Source organism: Halolactibacillus halophilus, assembly GCF_900115605.1.
Taxonomy (GTDB): Bacteria; Bacillota; Bacilli; order Bacillales; family Amphibacillaceae; genus Halolactibacillus; species Halolactibacillus halophilus.
In genome coordinates this window covers 37,602-56,257 of record NZ_FOXC01000016.1, presented here as the reverse complement: position 1 = coordinate 56,257, position 18,656 = coordinate 37,602, and the positions used below count along the sequence as shown (strand labels likewise).

Genomic DNA, 18,656 nt, shown 5'->3' with positions numbered 1-18,656 from the left:
GTTGAAAACGAGAAGTACGTTATCGTTGATCAGCAGGCGTTTCATGATGATTACGAAGAACTTTTAAATGAATCATTCGTGATTGATGGTGGTGATCATCAAGAGATGTTGAAAACAATTAAAAGAGTACTTGATGAGTGTGATAAAAACTTTAGTGGTCAAGAAGCTGTTGTCTATGATTATATTTGTGAGCAGTTTGAGAGAGGTGACGAGTGATATAACTCTTTACTAGGATGCGTAAATTAAAGCAGTGAAGATACTGAACATAATGTTAGTAGCTCATTCATTATATTACAAGTGATTGCGACACTGAAAGTTTCAGATAAAACAATAAGCAGCCCAAACAAATCCAAATATGTTATTTTTACTTATATTTTCATTGTTTATTCCGATATTAGTATTGAGGGAGGAATAAACTATGACAAACCAAAAATGTAATCTTAATTGTGAAGTACAAATATTAGAAAGGGAAATTAATAAAAATATACTAGAAACAAAATATTTTAAAAATAGTACAGTGTCCGACAAAGAAGTTTTTGAGCTTCAGTTTATTAGAGCAGAGGTTTTGGCAAAAACAGAGCATTCCAAATCTTCCACATATATAGTTCTACTTGCTGGAATAGCTATTGCATATTTATTAAATGCAATAGCCGGTCAAAGCGCCTGGGGTGAAATTGTTAATGTGTTTATATACATTCCAATGATTTCTATTGCATTCATTTGGTTGGATTCCAGAAATAAAAGGGATATGGAGACATATTCATATTTGGTTAGTTTATTAGATATGTTAATTTTGAAAAAGGAAGAAATCAAAAGAAACTCTGCTGAATAGTATTTCTCAAGTGATTTTTAGCCGATGCTCCGTTATCAGTGGTTAGATGACATGAATAGCTGATAAGTTATTTAAGGCTCTTTTCTTTTATATTTATCACTATTAATTTTAGAGAAGGGATGCAGTACTATGAGCGAGAAACCAATAATTAGATTAGTGGCACCACACAGTATGAAAGAATGGGAATTCAAGAGCGAATCAGAACGAGACAATATTTTTTCGAAAGTAGAGTTGAAGTTTTATGATCGCCAGGTAAGTTCAATTCCTTTTATTGAAGTAGAGAAGGATAATGTGTTAGAAAAACGATTGCGATTAAGTACGGATTGTGAAGAGCAAGTTATTGATTATATTGATTTATGGACTTAGACACCTCAATTGAGGTGTTTTTGTTTATCTAAATATTCAGTTAGGAGGTCGATTATGCAAGAACAGTGGTACACAAACAAAGATTTATTTGAACAGATCAACGCTATTTCTGGTGATTTCAAAGACTTACGTTCAGAAATGAGAGAAACACGTGCGGTAATAAAGCAATACAATGGACTGAGAGAAGAAGTCGGTTTAGTTAGAGAAGAAATTGAAGAAGTTAAGAAACAGGTCCAAGAGTCTCAAGGAATTAATAAAGGTAAATCAACCGTATTTGAAGCTATTCGCAATTGGGGCGGATGGCTTTTTGCTTTAATTACACTAATTGTTATGCTTAACCAATTTTATAATTGAGGAGTGGAAAAATGATGGAACAAGTATTGTTATTTGCAACTGTATTATTACCTATTGTAACGGCATTGGTAGAATTAGTGAAGAAAACAGTCAATTTACCGAAAAACTATTTACCGCTGATTAGTGTTGTTGTCGGTTTAATTGTCGGCGCTATCGCTTATCCGTTTACAGAATTTGAATTAGTATTGCGATTGTGGGCCGGTGGTTTTGCTGGTCTTGCAGGTACAGGATTGTTTGAAATTATGAATAAGCGTGACGGTATGACTAAAGATGTTGCTTAGTGCAGCATCTTTTTAATTTAACTAAAACAAGGGAGATAAAAAATGTATAAACAAATTGAAAATAATTTTATGTACCATGCTCCAAAAGAAGGGCAACCAGAAAAATACACAGCTATCCGAGAAAAAGCAAAAGAATTGGCTTACCTGATTGATTCGCAGTGCCCGAACAGCCGTGAAAAGTCTTTAGCGGTCACCAATCTTGAACAGTCGGTTATGTGGGCTAACGCTAGCATTGCACGAAACTAAATTTTAAAAAGGGAGAGATTTAATATGACAAAAACATTTATCTGGCCAACAAACACAAAACGAGTAACAAGTCCATTCGGATGGCGTAGAAATCCTATCACGGGCGAAGCTAAATCTAAACATAACGGGATTGATATTGCTAAAAGTGGGTCACGTCCTATTTTAGCTGCAGCGGATGGTGTTGTTAGACGTAGCTATAGATCGTCTAGCTACGGCGAAACGATTATGATTGAGCATACTATTAATGGCGACACGTGGGAAACAGTCTATGCTCATATGCGCGAGAAATCAAGACGATTTAGAGAAGGTCAAAGAGTTAAACAAGGTGATGTTATCGGACAGATGGGGAATACGGGTAATTCGACTGGGCAGCACTTACACTTTGAGATCCACAAAGGCGGGCTTTGGAATATGGCTAAGTCTAATGCTGTTGATCCGGAACAATACTTGGAAAAAGATCTATACCCTGCGAAAACGTCTAGCTTAGCAGTAGATGGCAAATGGGGTAACGTGACAACTACTGCTTTGCAAAAAGCACTTGGTACTGTGCAAGATGGCATCTTGAGTGACCAGTCACGCAATGATGTAACAGAAGCACTTTACGGCGACACTGTTGAGTTTGGTGACGGCAAAAAAGGTAGCTTAGTAATCAAATCGTTACAAAAGCTACTTAAAGTTAAACAAGACGGTTTACTTGGACCAGTAACTATTGGTGCGCTACAATCATATTTAGGTACGACTAAAGATAATAAGTTAAGTCGTCCGTCAGTAGTCGTTAAAGAACTTCAAAAACGATTAAATGCAGGTACGTTTAAATAGACAGAGTTAAAGCCCCTCACTTAGCGTGAGGGGCTTTTTTATTTGTTTCTATATAGTCATTTATCCACTTTCTTATTAACGCTGACGGGCTTTGTGCATTATCGTCAGCTATTCTTTTAAATTTGTTACGAGTTTCTTCTTCGATTCTAATGTTTAGATTTACAGTTTTCATACTACCATCCCTATATTTTTATTGGCTGTAGGGCGCCACCCTGTCGGTTAATAAATGTTGCCGTCGTTTACGATGTTTACGATATCGTTAAGATTAATTTCATCGTCCAGATCAACGACTGTTTTAGTTGTAAAAAAGTTATCTGAATGGATTGAAACGTTAATCAAATTATTATTCTCTTCTTGAAAAAAGTCTAGCACCACATCATGTTCTTCGTCGTAGTGTGAGTATCTCGTGGAACCCGTTGGATAAACCTCTTTTTTTAATTCGCTTAATTGTTCTTTTATTGTTTTCATTTGTAATTCCTCCTGAGTTTTTGTTTTGTCCGTTTCTTAACTACACCCTTAATATATTATCTATGTAATGACACGTCAACACAAATATAAAACTTTTTAAATTAATTTTTATCGTGATACAATTATGATACAAAGTGAGTAAAATAAAAGGTTTACTAACAGTCACAGTGACGTTAATAAACCTTTATTAATAAACGTATAGTGTTACTTTTAATACATATCAATACCGTATCAGTAGACTCCCACCGTCTCCACCAAAATTAACTTTGGTGGTTACATTACATACTTAAACTGTTCTTTCCTTTATGGAGAGAACAGTTTTTTTTAGGCATATGATTGAAAATGAAGCGATACCGACTGTTGGTAAGGTGACGATTAGTATTGGACTAACTGACACATCATCCCATGAATCCATTCTACAAATAATTGAACGAGCTGACCAAGCGTTTTACGAGGCAAAACGACAAGGGAGAAATAAGGTTGTTGTCTGGCCGTATCAACAAGATGGAAAAATAGATGATTTAAAACCTAATATGTAAACAAAAGATTCTATTCACCTTAAGTTGAATAGGATCTTTTTTTGACTGTAATCACTGACAGATTTTTATGACTCTGGTCATAAAAAAATCGGTGAGTAAAGTCATGAGGGCACGTTTAAAAATCGATAATTAAGCGTTTTCACAAGTGGTGGAAAGGGAATAGACTATTAATAGTATCAAGACATGTTCACCCGGTCCTAATTGATATAAGTCGCGATATCATAGGCGATAGGTGTGACTTGTTTTACTATTATATAAAATAAGTATGTAAATACTTGTTAAAATAACTTTAATATCCAAGTTTTGATTGTACTTATTAAAGAATTGTTTTACAATTTAGATAAGTAGAAAAAAATAAGACTATTCTCTTATTAAATGTGATGGAATAGTCAAGTGGGTTGTAAAATGGTGGTATGTATGTGTTTTTGCTCAATGAAGAAGTCAAAAAGTAAAGACAAATGAAAGCAGGGGATGTTATGCAGTTATCTAATGAAGTAAAAGACCAGTTACAACGTTATCATCTAAGCGAGCTTTACAATAGTTATGACTATTTTGGAGCGCATCCATTCACACATAACGGTGAACAAGGGATCCTCTTTTTAGTTTGGGCGCCGAATGCCATACGGGTCGCGCTCGTTGGAACATTCAACTATTGGAATGATGAAAGTGATCCAATGGAACGGGTGACCGATACAGGTGTATGGGGGACGTTTTTTCCTGGTATTCAAGCAGGAGAAGTATATAAATATAAATTATTTTTACCAGATACTCGCGCAATTTATAAAGCTGATCCATACGCTTTTTACTCAGAAGTTAGACCAGAAACGTCATCGGTAGTCTTTGATTTAGATACATATGACTGGCACGATGACAAATGGTTAGAAAAACGGCAAACATTCACACCCTATAAACAACCTGTCAACATTTATGAATTGCACCTTGGCTCTTGGAAGATGAAAGAAGTAGGGAAGTTTGAAAATGAAGCATTTAAATCAGTCGATCCATCAAGCTTTTACAACTATCGCGAGATCGCTGATGAACTAATCCCTTACTTAAAAGAAATGCATTACAATTACATTGAAGTCTTGCCTTTATCAGAACATCCGTTTGACGGGTCTTGGGGTTACCAAGTAACGGGTTACTACAGCATGACGAGTCGCTACGGCAATCCGAGTGATCTCATGTACTTGATTGATGCCTGTCACAACGCAGGTATTGGTGTCATTTTTGACTGGGTACCTGGACATTTTTGTCGTGATGAACATGGTCTTATGTATTTTGATGGGACAGAATTGTATGGCGATATTGATCACCCACAGTGGGGAACGAAAAAGTTTAATTTCTATAAAAGTGAAGTCCGCAACTTTCTTATTTCTAATGCGTGTTTTCTATTTGAAAAATTCCATATTGACGGCATCCGGGTTGACGGTGTGACGTCTATTCTGCACTTGAATTTTGGACTTGACCATAACCCGTATAAAAATGAATTTGGAGGCGGTGAAGATTTATGGGGGATTCAGTTCTTAAAAGAATTAAATCTCGCGATTTTTGATCGTTACCCATTTGCGATTATGGCAGCTGAAGAATCATCGAGTTGGCCAATGGTGACGCATCCCGTAGACAAAGGTGGTCTCGGCTTTAATTATAAATGGAAGATGGGTTGGATGAATGACACGCTTGACTATGTTGAGCTCGACCCACTTTTTAGAAAAGGAAGTCATGACAAAATCACGTTTTCGATGCATTACGGTTACAGTGAAAACTTTATTTTACCTTTCTCACATGATGAGGTTGTCCACGGTAAGAAAGCGCTCATTGATAAACCAGTCGGTAACTATGAAGATAAATTTAAAACATTAAAACTGTTAATGTTGTATCAAATCACGCACCCAGGTAAAAAATTGAACTTTATGGGTAATGAAATTGGTCAATTTATCGAGTGGCGTTACTATGAGCCAGTCGAGTGGTTTTTATTAGATTATGAAAAGCATGAAGATCAACGCCAATTTAATAGCTTACTAAACCGTCTGTACATGCAGGAGAAAAGTCTTTATGAACAAGACCACAACCCAGCAGGTTTTAAATGGGTCGATGCGGATAACCGCGATCAATCGATCTATATCTATGAAAGAAAAGCGACAGATGAGTGTCTTACAATTGTGCTTAACTTTACCCCTGTAGAATACAGTGAGTTTCGTGTAGGTGTAGAAATACCGGGTGAGTATCGAATCATGTTTACGACAAAAGAAGCGCCGTACCGAATCAAACGTTACCAATACATTAAAACAGAAGCCGTCTCAATGCATGGGCAGGACCAATCTATTTTGATTCCACTCGGGGCATTTGAAGGTGTTGTTATAAAAAAGAAAAAAGCGGTAAGAAAGAAGAAATAGATCTTGTAAACTTTCGATTTGAAGGGGAATGACACGATGACAAACAAGAAAACCAAGCTGATGAAACCCTATTCTCTATTTCTTGAACAATATATGAAACGACTCGGTCCGATTGATGAGGTTGAAGGTTATAAAGTACGACCGGGTTTTTTCGATGAATTTGGCGCTACCGTGATTCCAGGAGGGGTGAGTTTTACCGTTCACTCTCAGCACGCGACAAGTTTTAAACTTGCGCTTTATAAACGGCGGGCGGAGGAACCGTTTGTTGTATTACCGTTTCCGGATTCTTATCGCGTCGGTAACGTGTATTCGATGATTGTCTTTGGTTTAGATATAGAAGAGATTGAGTATGCTTATTTCGTTGATGGACCGTATAATCCAAAAAAAGGTCATATCTTTGATGATTCAAATGTGTTACTCGACCCATATGCAAAAGCTGTCAGTGGACAAAGCGAATGGGGCGAAAAACCGGATTATGGGATGAGTTACCGGGCGAGAGTTGTCGCAAGTGACTTTGACTGGAAGAAATCACGTGCTCCACTGATTCCAATGGAAGACTTGATTATATATGAATTACATGTCCGCGGTTTTACCAAAGATGTTAGTTCAGGGGTTGAGCACCCGGGGACGTTTAGTGGTTTAGCAGAAAAAATCCCCTACTTAAAATCACTTGGCGTAAATGCAGTAGAGTTGATGCCGATTTTTGAGTTTGATGAGATGAGTGGGATGCGACACCATGACGGTCAAAAGCTTTATGACTACTGGGGCTATAACCCGTTATCATTTTTTGCGCCCAATACGGCCTACGCATCCAATCATGAGTACAATCATGAAGGCACCGAACTTAAAAAACTAGTGAAGAAAATGCATGATAATGGAATTGAAGTCATTCTTGATGTCGTCTTTAATCACACGACAGAAGGAAATGAACAAGGGCCAAGTATTAACTTAAAAGGTTTTGATAACAGCGTCTATTACATGCTGACACCAGATGGCCACTACTTTAACTTTAGTGGTTGTGGCAACACGTTAAATTGTAATCATCCGATTGTGAGGCGGATGATTATCGATTGTTTACGTCACTGGGTAATTGAGTACCGTGTTGATGGATTTAGATTTGATTTAGCATCAATTCTAGGGCGTAATGAAGACGGCTCGCCAATGAACAACCCGCCGCTGTTACAAAACTTAGCGTTTGACCCGATACTCGCCAATGTTAAGTTGATTGCAGAAGCGTGGGATGCAGGTGGTTTGTATCAAGTCGGTTCCTTCCCTGATTGGAATCGCTGGTCAGAGTGGAACGGCAAATACCGTGACGATGTTCGTGCCTTTTTAAAAGGTGATGCGGGACTCGCTCATACGGTATGTGATCGTATTGCAGGCTCTGTTGATATTTATTCACCGCGCAGGCGCGAAAACTCACCAAGTGTGAATTTTATTACTTGTCATGATGGTTTCACATTAAATGATTTGTATAGTTATAACGAGAAACATAATGAAGCGAATGGCTGGAATAACACCGATGGTGATAATCACAACATGTCATGGAACTGTGGCATAGAAGGTGAGACGGATAATAAAGCAGTGTTAGAGCTTAGACATCAAATGGTTCGTAACGCCTTCACATTACTGTTAATGAGTCGTGGGACACCGATGATTTCACAAGGAGACGAATTTTTACGCACGCAAAAAGGTAACAATAACGCCTATTGTCAAGACAATGACATCTCCTGGGTTGATTGGACGTTCTTAGAAGCAAACAAAGAGATGATGGCATTCGTTAAACATCTGATTAAAATTAGAAAAAAACATCCGATTTTACGCTCACAAACAAAACCATCACGTAGCGGGTATCCCCACTACTCGAAGCATGGCGTCAATCCTTGGTATTTATCAGATTTAGAGGCTGAGCGCGTGATTGGGGTCATGTTTAGTGGCCGTGATGACACCGGTCGATTTGATGATTATAGTTATATCGCCTTTAACAGTCACTGGGAAGACCATAGGGTTGAGTTACCTGTCTTACCAAAAGGCTACCACTGGCAAAAACATATTGATACAGCCAAACAAACAAAGAAAGCGGTCGTTATGGAAGAACACCTCACGGTGTTAGATGCCACTCATTTAAATGTCAAAGCGCGTAGTGTATGTGTGTTGTTTGCTCATTATCATCCAGAAGTTGACAGTGAGTAAGTGATATAGATTGATTTTACAACAACGGGGGAGGAATTCAGATGAAAAAAACAGATGCTATTGCGATGTTACTCGCTGGAGGACAAGGGACAAGACTAGAAGCACTGACAAGAGAGAATGCAAAACCAGGTGTCATGTTCGGGGGGAAATACCGAATCATTGACTTCAGCTTAAGTAATTGTTTTCATTCAGAGATTTATACTGTGGGGGTTATGACGCAGTATAAACCACTTTTATTAAATCGTTACATCGGTAACGGTAATGCTTGGGCACTTGATAAGGTAAATCAAGGCGCCTATATACTCCCGCCGTACATGCGTGAAAACCACGCTGAATGGTACCGAGGAACAGCCGATGCTGTGTATCAAAACTTTGAGTTCATTAAGATGTATGACCCAGAATATGTGGTGATCTTATCAGGAGACCATATTTATCAAATGAACTATCATCCCATGATTGAAGCAGCGCGTGAAAAAGATGCTGACTTGATGATTTGTGTCCGCCGTGTTCCTTGGGAAGAAACTTTCCGGTTTGGTATTATGAATACGGATGAAAACTTTAAAATTACAGAGTTCCAAGAGAAACCAAAAGAAGCAAAAAGTAACTTGGCTTCGATGGGGATTTATGTATTTAAATGGTCTGTTTTAAAAGAAGCGCTTGAAAAAGACCATCAAAATCCTGAGTCTAAAAATGACTTTGGTCATGATGTTATTCCAACATTATTAGAAGAACAAAAGCGGTTATATGCCTTTGCCTTTGACGGTTACTGGCGTGATGTTGGAACAGTCGATAGTTATTATGATGCTAATATGGACCTGCTTGACACACGTGAGGACCTTGATTTAACAAGTGATTATTTACGAGTCTTCTCAAACAATGAACACCGCGATCCACACTTCGTTGGTGAAAAGGCGGATGTGTATAATAGCTTAATTGCGGATGGCTGTTATATTAATGGTAAAGTCTCACGTTCCATCTTAGCTCATGATGTTGTCATTGAAGAAGGTGCGGTTGTAGAAGATGCGATTCTCTTTGGTAATGTAAGGGTGAAAAGTGGCTCAGTTATTAAGCGTGCCATCGTCGCCGATGACGTCACAGTGAAGCCAGGTGAAGCGGTTGGTAACGCTGAAGGAAAAATCACTTTACATGTAGGAGGGGATCAATCATGAAAAAAATTGCAGGTATCATTATCAATAGCTCAAATCAACTTGACTTAGATGCGCTCGTAAAGCATCGCAGTATTCATACGATTCCAATTGGAGGTAAATATCGTCTGATTGACTTTCCGTTGTCGAATTTAGTCAATATGGCACAAGATTTATATGTTGGGGTCATAGGTTCCTATAACTACCGGTCACTGGTGGATCATTTAAAACAAGGTCAAGATTGGAATTTAAGCCGAAAAAGTAATGACTTACTCATTTTACAAGGAGACCGCTCGGCGAAAATCGGCCAAGTGAGCCGTATTTCGATTCAAGACTTTGTTGATAACCGTGAATTTTTCGATAAACTCTCTGATGATGTTGAACATATTGTCTTAAGTGGTACCAATGTCGTCAGTAACATTGATTATAGAGCCATTCTAGATAAGCACGATGCCAATCAAGCAGATATGACGTTGTTATATAAAGAAAATTATGACGGCGAGATTCAAAATAAAGAAGTACGTCTCGTTGTGGACGGTGATGATGTTAAGGAAATCATTTACGGTAATGATAAACGACAAGGCGGTGAGCTGTTCATTGATTCGCTCGTCATTAATCGCACGTTATTTATGCAGATATTAGCCGAAGCAGAAAAACGAGGTCTTGTTGACTTTATTGAACTCGTAGATCAATGTCTGAGTGATTACAAAGTGAAGGCTTATAACGTTCCGGGTTATGTTAAGATTATTAATTCCATTCAAGCCTACTTTAATTGTTCCATGGATATACTTACATGTGATACAAACCTTGAATTGTTTAAACAAGAACGTAAAGTCTACACCAAAGCAAAAGACAATCATCCTACCGTCTATGGTAAAGAAGCGAAAGTGAAAAAGGCACTTGTCGCGAGTGGTGCGATTGTCAATGGTACGATTGAAGAAAGCATTGTTTTTCGTAATGCGACCATCCATGAAGGCGCGAAAATAAAAAACAGTGTCATTATGCAAGGGGCAGTAGTAGAAAAAGATGCTGTTGTTGTTAATGCTATTTTAGATAAAAATGCCGTTGTTAAACAAGGTGAATTCATTACCAGTACAACAAAAGAACCGATCTTAATTCAAAAACGAGCGTAATAGGAGGGAAAATACGAGTGAAAATATTATATGCAACGTCGGAAGCTTTTCCATTTGCGAAAAGTGGAGGATTAGGTGATGTCGCTGGTTCTTTGCCAAAGACATTAAAGAAAAACAATGTCGATATTCGCGCGGTTATGCCCTTGTATCAAGATATTCCAGATGAGTATAAGCAAGAAATGCCGAAGATTGGTGACTTTACTGTTCAATTAAACTGGCGCCACCAACAGTGTGAATTGTTTTATTTAAAATACGATAACGTGTTTTGGTACTTCATTAAAAATGATTACTATTTTGGTCGACCGGGCCTTTATGGATATTTTGATGAGGCCGAACGGTTTTTATTCTTCTCAAAAGCGATTCTCTCGTTTATTCCAAAGTACGACTTTTGTCCAAATATCATTCACTGTAATGATTGGCAAACAGCTGCTATTCCCATGTTACTAAAAAAACAAGGGCACGCAGGCTGCGGTCACCAAGTGAAGACGGTCCTTACGATTCACAATATTAAATACCAAGGGATTTACGGAGTAGAGACATTATATGAAGTGTTAGGTCTTTATCCGTCAGATATCACATCGGAACTCGAATTTCATGGTGCGATCAATATCATGAAAGCGGGTATTTATTATTCAGATTACGTCACAACAGTGTCGCCAACTTACGCTAAAGAACTTGAGCACGCCTATTTTGGTGAAGGGTTGGACGGGGTCATCCGCGATGTGAAATGGAAGATGACAGGCATTTTAAATGGGGTTGACTATGAAGTGTTTAACCCAATGACAGACAAAGCTTTAGCCTACCCTTACGAAGACGTTGAGGGGAAAAAGAAAAATAAAGCAGCCTTTTTAAAAGAACAAGGACTCGATCCCGATAAGTTAACGATTGGGATGGTCTCGCGTTTAGTTGAACTAAAAGGGATTGATTTAGTTCAGCGAATGATTGAGGAATTAATGGCTTTAGACATTCAATTGATTGTTCTTGGTACAGGCGATTACCATTATGAAGAATTCTTTAAGTATGTTCAAAACCGGTATCCGACCCAAACATCGATTCATATTAAGTTTAGTAATGCGCTTGCCTCTAACATTTATGCAGCTAGTGACTTATTTTTAATGCCATCACGTATAGAACCTTGTGGTTTAAGTCAAATTATTGCTCTTAAATACGGGGCGTTACCGGTCGTGAATCGGACTGGAGGTTTAAACGATACCGTTAGTCATATTGAGATTGATTCAAATGAAGGTAATGGCTTCATCTTTGATGAGTACAATGCCCATAAGATGTTTGAACAAATCAGACGGGCAAAACGTATTTACGATGATGAGAAAGAACGTTTTAAGGGCTTTGTGAAACAAGCATTTGATACAAACTTTGACTGGGAACAACAGTCAGAAGAATATTACAATGTCTACGAAATTGTTGATGAAAGTGAAGAGCATGAAGGTAGTTTGATTTAAAAACTTAAATCTAGATGATAAAAGGGAGAGTTCTTTTGGGAACTCTCCCTTTTTTATGTAAAGCAACAAATTAAAATGTGCAAGTATTTTTGTAAACGAATACATTTTTTCATGAAAACCGGTTGACACAGACAGAGGATTTGATATAATGTGTATGTGAAATCGATTTCAGTTATGTCTCCAAGTGACTATTGAGAGGTGATACCTATGCGGATTAAAGATATTGCAAGATTGGCAGGTGTTTCACCTGCGACAGTTTCAAGAGTTATGAACAACAATGGCTATGTCAAAGAAGAAAAACGTGAAGCTGTGTTGAAAGTCATTAAAGATGTTGACTATCAACCAAATCCGATTGCACAATCATTAAAGAACCAAAAGTCTCAAATGTTAGGTGTTATCGTACCAAAAATTAGTACAGAAACCGCCAGCCGTGTGGTGGCAGGTGTGACTGAGGTAGCAAGGGCACATGGTTACCAAGTGTTAATCGCCAATACTGATTTAGATATCGATGAGGAAATTAATTATTTAAAGTTTTTATCGAATAAATCTGTTGATGGCATTATCATGATGGGGACTGAAGTAACGGATCAACACTTAGCGGTGATGGATAAGTTGATTGTGCCGATTGTCATTTTAGGACAGAAAGTGAAAGGGTATACATCGATTGTTCATAATGATTATGACGCAAGTTATACTATGACTGAGTATTTGGTGAAACAAAACCACCGAGACATTGCTTTTATTGGGGTAGATGAGAAGGATGAAGCGGTTGGAATCGTAAGAAAAAAAGCGTATCTGGATTGTTTAAACAACTACAAGATTGACGTCAACGATCGATTGATGGCGATTGGTGATTTTGATATTGATACTGGCTATCAAATGATGCAGAAAATTTTAAGCTATAAGACGCCAACGGCTGTGTTAGCAGTGACGGATCACTTAGCGATTGGTGCGATTCATGCCTTACTTGATGCCGGGCTCGATGTACCAAACGACGTGTCAGTGGTTGGTATTGGTGACATTAAGCTGGCAGAATATTTAAACCCGCCGCTTACAACTGTCCATTACACGTTTAAGACCAGTGGGAAGATGGCGGCAGAGACCGTGTTTGAATTGATGAAGAACCCAGAAAAACAAGGCGACACGTTGATGACGACGTTTGAGTTAAAAACGCGTGCGTCAGTAAGAGTTTTATAAAAAGAGCAGTGTGTTCTTTTTACAGGAATGTGAAATCGATTTCAGTTTATCGATTAAATCAGGATTAGGATGTCTCATACTGGGGAATACCAAGTATGTCATCATATATTTTTAAAAAATACTAGGAGGCGAACAAGATGAAATATCAACAAACGCTCGATAAGTTATTTGAAGTTGTTGGTGGTAAAGACAACATTAAAAATTATGAACACTGTGCCACCCGTTTACGGATCATCTTAAAAGATGATAGCAAAGTAGACAAAGCAAAAGCAGAGGAAATTCCTGAATCAAAAGGCTATTTCTTTAACACGGGTCAGCATCAATTTATTTTTGGTACAGGCAAAGTTAACGCTGTCTATGCTGATTTACAAACAGTTATGGGTGACAGTGACAGCAATGAATCAAACGGTGACTTTAAGGATGATGTGTATAAGAACTTGAGTCCAGCACAAAAAGTAGTGCGAACACTCGCAGATATTTTAGTACCATTAATACCAGCGTTGGTAACCACTGGTTTACTGATGGGGGTACGTGGTTTATTAATTGAATTAGGTATGGACTTGTCAGATGAAGCACTTATATTATTCCAGATGCTTACCGATACGGCCTTTGCATTCTTACCAGTCCTTATTGCATATAGTGCAACTAAGAAATTCGGTGGTAACCCTCTCTTAGGTATTGTTGTTGGTTTGATGATGGTTGCACCGCAATTACCGAATGCTTGGGCTGTTGCTGGTGGCGATGCGAATCCTCTAACAGTCTTTGGTATTGATATTATCGGTTATCAAGGATCAATTATCCCAGCAATTGTAGCAGGTTACTTGATTTCTAAGTTAGAAAAAAGTTTACGAAAAGTTGTACCACAATTAATGGACTTGGTTGTGACGCCATTCTTAACGATTACCATTACGATTGCAGCTATGTTATTTATTTTAGGTCCAATCATTCAATTAATTGAAACAGGTGTCATTGATTTTATCGTTAATATTCTTGAAGCACCATTTGGTATTGGTTACATTGTATTCGCAGGTTTTCAACAGTTATTAACTATTACAGGTCTTCACCACTCATTATCTATTATTGAGATCAATCTCTTAAATAATGGTGGTGAGAATGTTGTTCAAACATTAATTACAGCATCAATGGCGGGTCAATTTGGTGCCGCAGTTGCTGCAGCGATGTTAATGAAAAATAAAGTGAAGCGTACAAATGCATTTTCATCAACTGCTTCAACATTATTTGGTATCACCGAACCGTTATTATTCGGGGTTAACTTACGCAGCTTTAGAGTATTCGCATCAGGTATGATTGCAGGTGCAATTGGTGGTTTTGTTACTTACCTGTTAGGTATTAAAGCAACAGGTATGGGAATTACTTTTATTCCTGGCTTACTGCTATATGGTGGAGTAGACCTCTTATTCTATCTACTTGTTATTGCCATTGCTTTTGGTGTAGGTTTTGTTCTTGTTAGACTGCAATCTAAAAAAATATCAGAAGATCTGAATGCTTAAGAAGAATAAATGAAGTGATGTTATATTTTTAGGTATATGAACAAATAAGGGTATAGGGCAGATGCCTTATACCCTTATTGTCAGTATTAGTTGATCCTTTACTGACGTGTAAGCATTGTAAATAAGGGGTATAGCCTAAACAGAGACTTTATAGACGATTGACTTTTATAGATGTGCCGTCTGGCTTAAAGATTTATTTATTGCATTAAGGCGAGAAGATACCTTCCTCAAACATTGGTTAGAATGTCAATGGGAGTACTTCAATAAACTTTAATAATAAGATGAAGGGAATGTGGATACAATGAGTGAAATCTATAGTATTGGTGAAGCTTTGATTGATTTTATACCGAGTGTAACGGATTCGGATCTTAAAGACGTACCAAGTTTTAAACGCGTCATGGGTGGTGCTCCTGCCAATGTGGCAATGACGGTGAGTAAATTAGGAGGCAACAGTCATTTTATTTCTAAGTTAGGACGAGATGCTTTTGGGGATCATATCACAGAACAATTAGAACAATATGGTGTTGATACGACTTACTTACTAAAAACAGATGAAGCCAATACAGGACTTGCCTTTGTATCGCTAAAAAAAGATGGTCAGCGCGACTTTTCGTTTTACCGGAAACCGAGTGCTGATATGCTGTTGAATGAGACCGAAGTCAAAGATATTCCGTTTCAAAAGGGCGATTTAATACATTTTTGTTCGGTTGACTTAATTGAAGCGCCGGTCAAATATGCACATAAACAAGTGATAGAAGATGCGATTCGGCGGGGCGCCATAATTAGTTTTGATCCGAATGTGCGACTCCCCCTGTGGCCAGATGAAGCAAGTTGTCAAGAGGCCATTCAATCGTTTCTACCGTTAGCGGATATTGTGAAAGTGTCAGATGAAGAACTGACCTTTATTACCGGTATTGAAGATGAACAAGCTGCCTTACAATCGCTATTTAAGGACCGGGTAAAACTAGTGATCTATACAAAAGGTAAAGACGGCGCCGTCTTATTAACACAAGATTTTAGTGTTTCGCATCACGGTTTTAAAGTTGAAGCGATTGATACAACAGGAGCAGGAGATGCTTTTATTGGTTCATTTTTATATCAAATCGCTACATTAGAATTATTAAGTGAGTTAACAAAAGAAACAGCACGTGATCTGCTCACCTTTAGTAATGCTTTTGCGGCCCTGACAACGACAAAACACGGAGCAGTGGAGTCTTTACCAACGATTGAAGCAACAAAAACATTTGTTAGCGAACAAAACTAAAGCAATCTGACAGGGGGATGAGTCAATGAATCCATTACATGACGAATTAAAACAGCGCTATGAAGCGATGATGGCCTCATTTAAAAAGACAGAAGATGACCCGTATCGCCTGCATTTTCATGTGATGCCACCAACAGGGTGGCTAAATGATCCAAATGGGGCTATTCACGTGGATGGCGTCTATCATTTATATTATCAATACTCACCGTATGATGCAGCGGGAGGACTCAAATACTGGGGACACTACACGTCAAGGGACTTGGTGCACTTTAAGGATAATGGCTTGGCGTTATTACCAGACCAACCGTATGATCTTCACGGCGTCTACTCTGGTAGTGCTTTTGAGGAGAACGGTGTGATGCATTATTTTTATACGGGTAATGTGAAACATTTAGGTGATCACGATTATATTTTGTCTGGTCGTGAACAAAATACTATTCACGCCGTTAGTTATGATAAAGGCATGACGATTGAGAAAAAAGACGTGGTGATAGATGCTAGTGACTATCCGGCCGAATACAGTAACCATATTCGAGACCCGAAAATCAGAAAAATTAATGATGTCTATTACATGATTCTTGGCGCACGTAATCGAAATGATGAAGGCCTTGTCATTTTATATCAATCAACGAACTTAACTGATTGGACATACCACGGCCCATATTTTGGTCCACTTAAAGGCATGGGCTATATGTGGGAGTGCCCAGACTTTTTTGAGTTAGATGGTGAAGACGTATTGATACTCTCACCACAAGGTGTTAACCAAGATGGGTTCTTGTATCAAAATGTTTATCAGTCTGGCTACTATCTTGGTGAGATGAACGCAGATGAAGTGACGTTTACACCGACCAGTCAGTTTAATGAACTTGATCGCGGATTTGATTTTTATGCCCCGCAAACCTTTGAAGATGAAGCGGGTAACCACATCATGTGGGCCTGGATGGGATTGCCTGATGCAGATTATGATAATCCACTTGAGTATGGCTGGCAACACGCGATGACATTGCCACGCGTCCTAACAGTGGAGAATCATCAACTAATCCAAAAGCCACACCCTAACTATCAAGTACTCCGTAAACAAGAAGATGTGCGCAGTCTTCACTTAAGTGAGGGTGCATATGAATACTTTACTGGTACAGCTGCTGAATTGTTAGTCACAATAGACGATGTGACAAAGCTAACCCTTACGATACGATCAGATGTCACGTTAACTTATGATGATGAAACAAAACAACTCACGCTCGCACTTGGTGAAGCTGGGAGAGGCCGTAAAACACGCACGATTGAATTAACACAGCTCAAGCAACTTCAGTGTTTTATTGATCAATCATCACTTGAAGTGTTCATTAATGATGGTGAATATGTAATGACGTCGCGGATGTATCCACAACCAGATGAGGAAAAGATAGAGTTAACAGGTGAAGCAACCGGAACACTCACTCACTGGTTACTTGAACAAAAGAATAAGTCCTAATCAATAGACAAACAGCCGACAGTAAGTGTTGGCAGTTTGTCTATTTTTAAGGTAAAATAAAGAGCGAAGTATCAGAATAATCAAAACACAGTCTAGATTTATAGAAGATCACAAAGCGATAAAGTTTGGAAAAGTTAGAGTGAAATGATGGGCAGGGGGATAAAGAATGAAGATAAAGAACGTTTCATTTGATACAAAGTCAAGACCTAACGTTTGTGTAGCAATTGTCGCAACAACTGAAGCAATGTTTAACCAACGCTGGCAAGAGACAAGGCGAGCAGATATTGATGTCATCGAGTGGCGAGCGGATTATTATACCGGAGATGGCGCGACGCCTTTGTCATGGTTAAAAGCAGAGTCTAGGCCAGTAATTTACACGATTCGAACGAAAGAAGAAGGTGGGGAATGGCCTTATCAAAAGGATCAGTATATGGCCCGTTATAAGCAAGCCATCGATTCAGGGGCCGTTGATGTTATTGATCTTGAATGGGCCAGAGATGGTGAAGCTAAAACCATTTTAAAAAGTTATGCGAAAGAACATGGTGTCAAAGTGATTACATCTTATCATGATTTTAATGCTACTCCCGATTTTAAAGCTGGTATGAAGCTGCTTCAAGCTCTAAGTGAAGACGGTGGAGATATTGTCAAACTCGCGGTGATGCCTGAATCAAAACAAGATGTCCTCACGCTATTGTCATTGACGCTTGAAGTTAAAAAAGTTATTTCACAACCTGTCATAACGATGTCAATGGGGCAAGAAGGAGTGATTAGCCGTCTACTCGGCGAGTGGAGTGGGTCAGTATTAACTTTTGGTTCGGTCTCACAAGCTTCCGCACCAGGGCAGGTGACGGTTACGGATTTAACTCACACACTAAAAGACTTGCACCGTTATTTTTAATTCACGACACCTCGTGTATCGACGGTTCCCTTAAACATTAGGGAATCATCGATACACGAAGTGTTTTTTGTTTAAAGAAGATG

20 protein-coding genes are annotated in these 18,656 nt (G+C 38.5%); 18 read left to right on the top strand and 2 right to left on the bottom strand.

Annotated elements, in window-relative coordinates; translation table 11 throughout:
* The 7 genes from BM098_RS07300 to BM098_RS07270 all read left to right on the top strand — a co-directional run.
* A partial coding sequence (locus BM098_RS07300) for a DUF1617 family protein (protein ID WP_143423385.1) occupies positions 1-216 on the top strand: 216 nt, incomplete at its 5' end.
* A 202-nt stretch (positions 217-418) separates the two neighbouring features.
* Positions 419-832, top strand: coding sequence for a hypothetical protein (locus BM098_RS07295; RefSeq protein ID WP_089831903.1), 414 nt, complete (start codon positions 419-421; stop codon positions 830-832).
* A gap of 129 nt (positions 833-961) precedes the next feature.
* Positions 962-1,198: a hypothetical protein gene (locus tag BM098_RS07290; RefSeq protein WP_089831901.1), complete on the top strand. Its 237-nt coding sequence runs from the start codon at positions 962-964 to the stop codon at positions 1,196-1,198.
* A 54-nt stretch (positions 1,199-1,252) separates the two neighbouring features.
* A complete protein-coding gene (locus BM098_RS07285) occupies positions 1,253-1,552 on the top strand; it encodes a hypothetical protein (RefSeq protein WP_089830392.1) in 300 nt (99 codons plus the stop codon).
* A gap of 14 nt (positions 1,553-1,566) precedes the next feature.
* The gene (locus BM098_RS07280) at positions 1,567-1,833 is read left to right on the top strand and encodes a holin (RefSeq protein ID WP_089831899.1); all 267 of its coding nucleotides are present in this window, start codon (positions 1,567-1,569) and stop codon (positions 1,831-1,833) included.
* A gap of 42 nt (positions 1,834-1,875) precedes the next feature.
* Positions 1,876-2,079, top strand: a complete 204-nt coding sequence (locus BM098_RS07275) for an Acb2/Tad1 domain-containing protein (RefSeq protein ID WP_089831898.1) — start codon at positions 1,876-1,878, stop codon at positions 2,077-2,079.
* Between the two features lie 24 nt (positions 2,080-2,103).
* Positions 2,104-2,898, top strand: a complete 795-nt coding sequence (locus BM098_RS07270) for a M23 family metallopeptidase (protein ID WP_089831895.1) — start codon at positions 2,104-2,106, stop codon at positions 2,896-2,898.
* Between the two features lie 16 nt (positions 2,899-2,914).
* On the opposite strand, the gene BM098_RS13435 is transcribed toward BM098_RS07270, so the two are convergent.
* A complete protein-coding gene (locus BM098_RS13435) occupies positions 2,915-3,070 on the bottom strand; it encodes a hypothetical protein (RefSeq protein ID WP_159430136.1) in 156 nt (51 codons plus the stop codon).
* A gap of 47 nt (positions 3,071-3,117) precedes the next feature.
* Positions 3,118-3,366, bottom strand: a complete 249-nt coding sequence (locus tag BM098_RS07265; protein WP_089831893.1) for a hypothetical protein — start codon at positions 3,364-3,366, stop codon at positions 3,118-3,120.
* A gap of 305 nt (positions 3,367-3,671) precedes the next feature.
* Here BM098_RS07265 and BM098_RS07260 point away from each other — a divergent pair, with 305 nt between their 5' ends.
* The 11 genes from BM098_RS07260 (at position 3,672) to aroD (ending at position 18,573) form a co-directional block, all read left to right on the top strand.
* Positions 3,672-3,905 carry a GGDEF domain-containing protein gene (locus BM098_RS07260; RefSeq protein ID WP_089831891.1) on the top strand — a complete coding sequence of 78 codons (234 nt, stop codon included), beginning with the start codon at positions 3,672-3,674 and terminating at the stop codon, positions 3,903-3,905.
* A 458-nt stretch (positions 3,906-4,363) separates the two neighbouring features.
* Positions 4,364-6,298: a 1,4-alpha-glucan branching protein GlgB gene (glgB, locus tag BM098_RS07255; protein ID WP_234987441.1), complete on the top strand. Its 1,935-nt coding sequence runs from the start codon at positions 4,364-4,366 to the stop codon at positions 6,296-6,298.
* Positions 6,299-6,334: 36 nt separating this feature from the next.
* On the top strand, positions 6,335-8,491 hold the full coding sequence (gene glgX, locus BM098_RS07250) for a glycogen debranching protein GlgX (RefSeq protein ID WP_200795838.1): 2,157 nt from the start codon (positions 6,335-6,337) through the stop codon (positions 8,489-8,491).
* A 41-nt stretch (positions 8,492-8,532) separates the two neighbouring features.
* Positions 8,533-9,660 (top strand): glucose-1-phosphate adenylyltransferase, encoded by a 1,128-nt coding sequence (locus BM098_RS07245; protein ID WP_089831889.1) that lies wholly within the window; start codon positions 8,533-8,535, stop codon positions 9,658-9,660.
* Positions 9,657-10,769, top strand: a complete 1,113-nt coding sequence (gene glgD / locus BM098_RS07240; RefSeq protein WP_089831887.1) for a glucose-1-phosphate adenylyltransferase subunit GlgD — start codon at positions 9,657-9,659, stop codon at positions 10,767-10,769. Before BM098_RS07245 ends, glgD begins: the two co-directional genes overlap by 4 nt.
* Positions 10,770-10,786: 17 nt before the next feature.
* Entirely contained in the window at positions 10,787-12,229 is a 1,443-nt protein-coding gene (locus tag BM098_RS07235; RefSeq protein ID WP_089831885.1) for a glycogen synthase, read from the top strand.
* Positions 12,230-12,436: 207 nt separating this feature from the next.
* Complete coding sequence (locus BM098_RS07230) at positions 12,437-13,426, top strand: LacI family DNA-binding transcriptional regulator (protein ID WP_089831883.1); 990 nt, start codon at positions 12,437-12,439, stop codon at positions 13,424-13,426.
* A 137-nt stretch (positions 13,427-13,563) separates the two neighbouring features.
* The gene (locus tag BM098_RS07225; RefSeq protein ID WP_089831881.1) at positions 13,564-14,937 is read left to right on the top strand and encodes a PTS transporter subunit EIIC; all 1,374 of its coding nucleotides are present in this window, start codon (positions 13,564-13,566) and stop codon (positions 14,935-14,937) included.
* A gap of 301 nt (positions 14,938-15,238) precedes the next feature.
* Positions 15,239-16,201, top strand: coding sequence for a carbohydrate kinase family protein (locus tag BM098_RS07220; protein WP_089831913.1), 963 nt, complete (start codon positions 15,239-15,241; stop codon positions 16,199-16,201).
* A 25-nt stretch (positions 16,202-16,226) separates the two neighbouring features.
* Entirely contained in the window at positions 16,227-17,675 is a 1,449-nt protein-coding gene (locus tag BM098_RS07215; RefSeq protein WP_089831879.1) for a glycoside hydrolase family 32 protein, read from the top strand.
* Between the two features lie 166 nt (positions 17,676-17,841).
* The gene (aroD, locus tag BM098_RS07210; protein ID WP_089831877.1) at positions 17,842-18,573 is read left to right on the top strand and encodes a type I 3-dehydroquinate dehydratase; all 732 of its coding nucleotides are present in this window, start codon (positions 17,842-17,844) and stop codon (positions 18,571-18,573) included.
* Positions 18,574-18,656: the final 83 nt, after the last annotated feature.

Bases quoted from the DNA above. Each gene is read 5' to 3' on its own strand.
- BM098_RS07295 (WP_089831903.1), top strand. From the start codon at position 419: ATGACAAACCAAAAATGTAATCTTAATTGTGAAGTACAAATATTAGAA.
- BM098_RS07290 (WP_089831901.1), top strand. From the start codon at position 962: ATGAGCGAGAAACCAATAATTAGATTAGTGGCACCACACAGTATGAAA.
- BM098_RS07285 (WP_089830392.1), top strand. From the start codon at position 1,253: ATGCAAGAACAGTGGTACACAAACAAAGATTTATTTGAACAGATCAAC.
- BM098_RS07280 (WP_089831899.1), top strand. From the start codon at position 1,567: ATGGAACAAGTATTGTTATTTGCAACTGTATTATTACCTATTGTAACG.
- BM098_RS07275 (WP_089831898.1), top strand. From the start codon at position 1,876: ATGTATAAACAAATTGAAAATAATTTTATGTACCATGCTCCAAAAGAA.
- BM098_RS07270 (WP_089831895.1), top strand. From the start codon at position 2,104: ATGACAAAAACATTTATCTGGCCAACAAACACAAAACGAGTAACAAGT.
- BM098_RS13435 (WP_159430136.1), bottom strand. From the start codon at position 3,070: ATGAAAACTGTAAATCTAAACATTAGAATCGAAGAAGAAACTCGTAAC.
- BM098_RS07265 (WP_089831893.1), bottom strand. From the start codon at position 3,366: ATGAAAACAATAAAAGAACAATTAAGCGAATTAAAAAAAGAGGTTTAT.
- BM098_RS07260 (WP_089831891.1), top strand. From the start codon at position 3,672: ATGGAGAGAACAGTTTTTTTTAGGCATATGATTGAAAATGAAGCGATA.
- glgB (WP_234987441.1), top strand. From the start codon at position 4,364: ATGAAAGCAGGGGATGTTATGCAGTTATCTAATGAAGTAAAAGACCAG.
- glgX (WP_200795838.1), top strand. From the start codon at position 6,335: ATGACAAACAAGAAAACCAAGCTGATGAAACCCTATTCTCTATTTCTT.
- BM098_RS07245 (WP_089831889.1), top strand. From the start codon at position 8,533: ATGAAAAAAACAGATGCTATTGCGATGTTACTCGCTGGAGGACAAGGG.
- glgD (WP_089831887.1), top strand. From the start codon at position 9,657: ATGAAAAAAATTGCAGGTATCATTATCAATAGCTCAAATCAACTTGAC.
- BM098_RS07230 (WP_089831883.1), top strand. From the start codon at position 12,437: ATGCGGATTAAAGATATTGCAAGATTGGCAGGTGTTTCACCTGCGACA.
- BM098_RS07225 (WP_089831881.1), top strand. From the start codon at position 13,564: ATGAAATATCAACAAACGCTCGATAAGTTATTTGAAGTTGTTGGTGGT.
- BM098_RS07220 (WP_089831913.1), top strand. From the start codon at position 15,239: ATGAGTGAAATCTATAGTATTGGTGAAGCTTTGATTGATTTTATACCG.
- BM098_RS07215 (WP_089831879.1), top strand. From the start codon at position 16,227: ATGAATCCATTACATGACGAATTAAAACAGCGCTATGAAGCGATGATG.
- aroD (WP_089831877.1), top strand. From the start codon at position 17,842: ATGAAGATAAAGAACGTTTCATTTGATACAAAGTCAAGACCTAACGTT.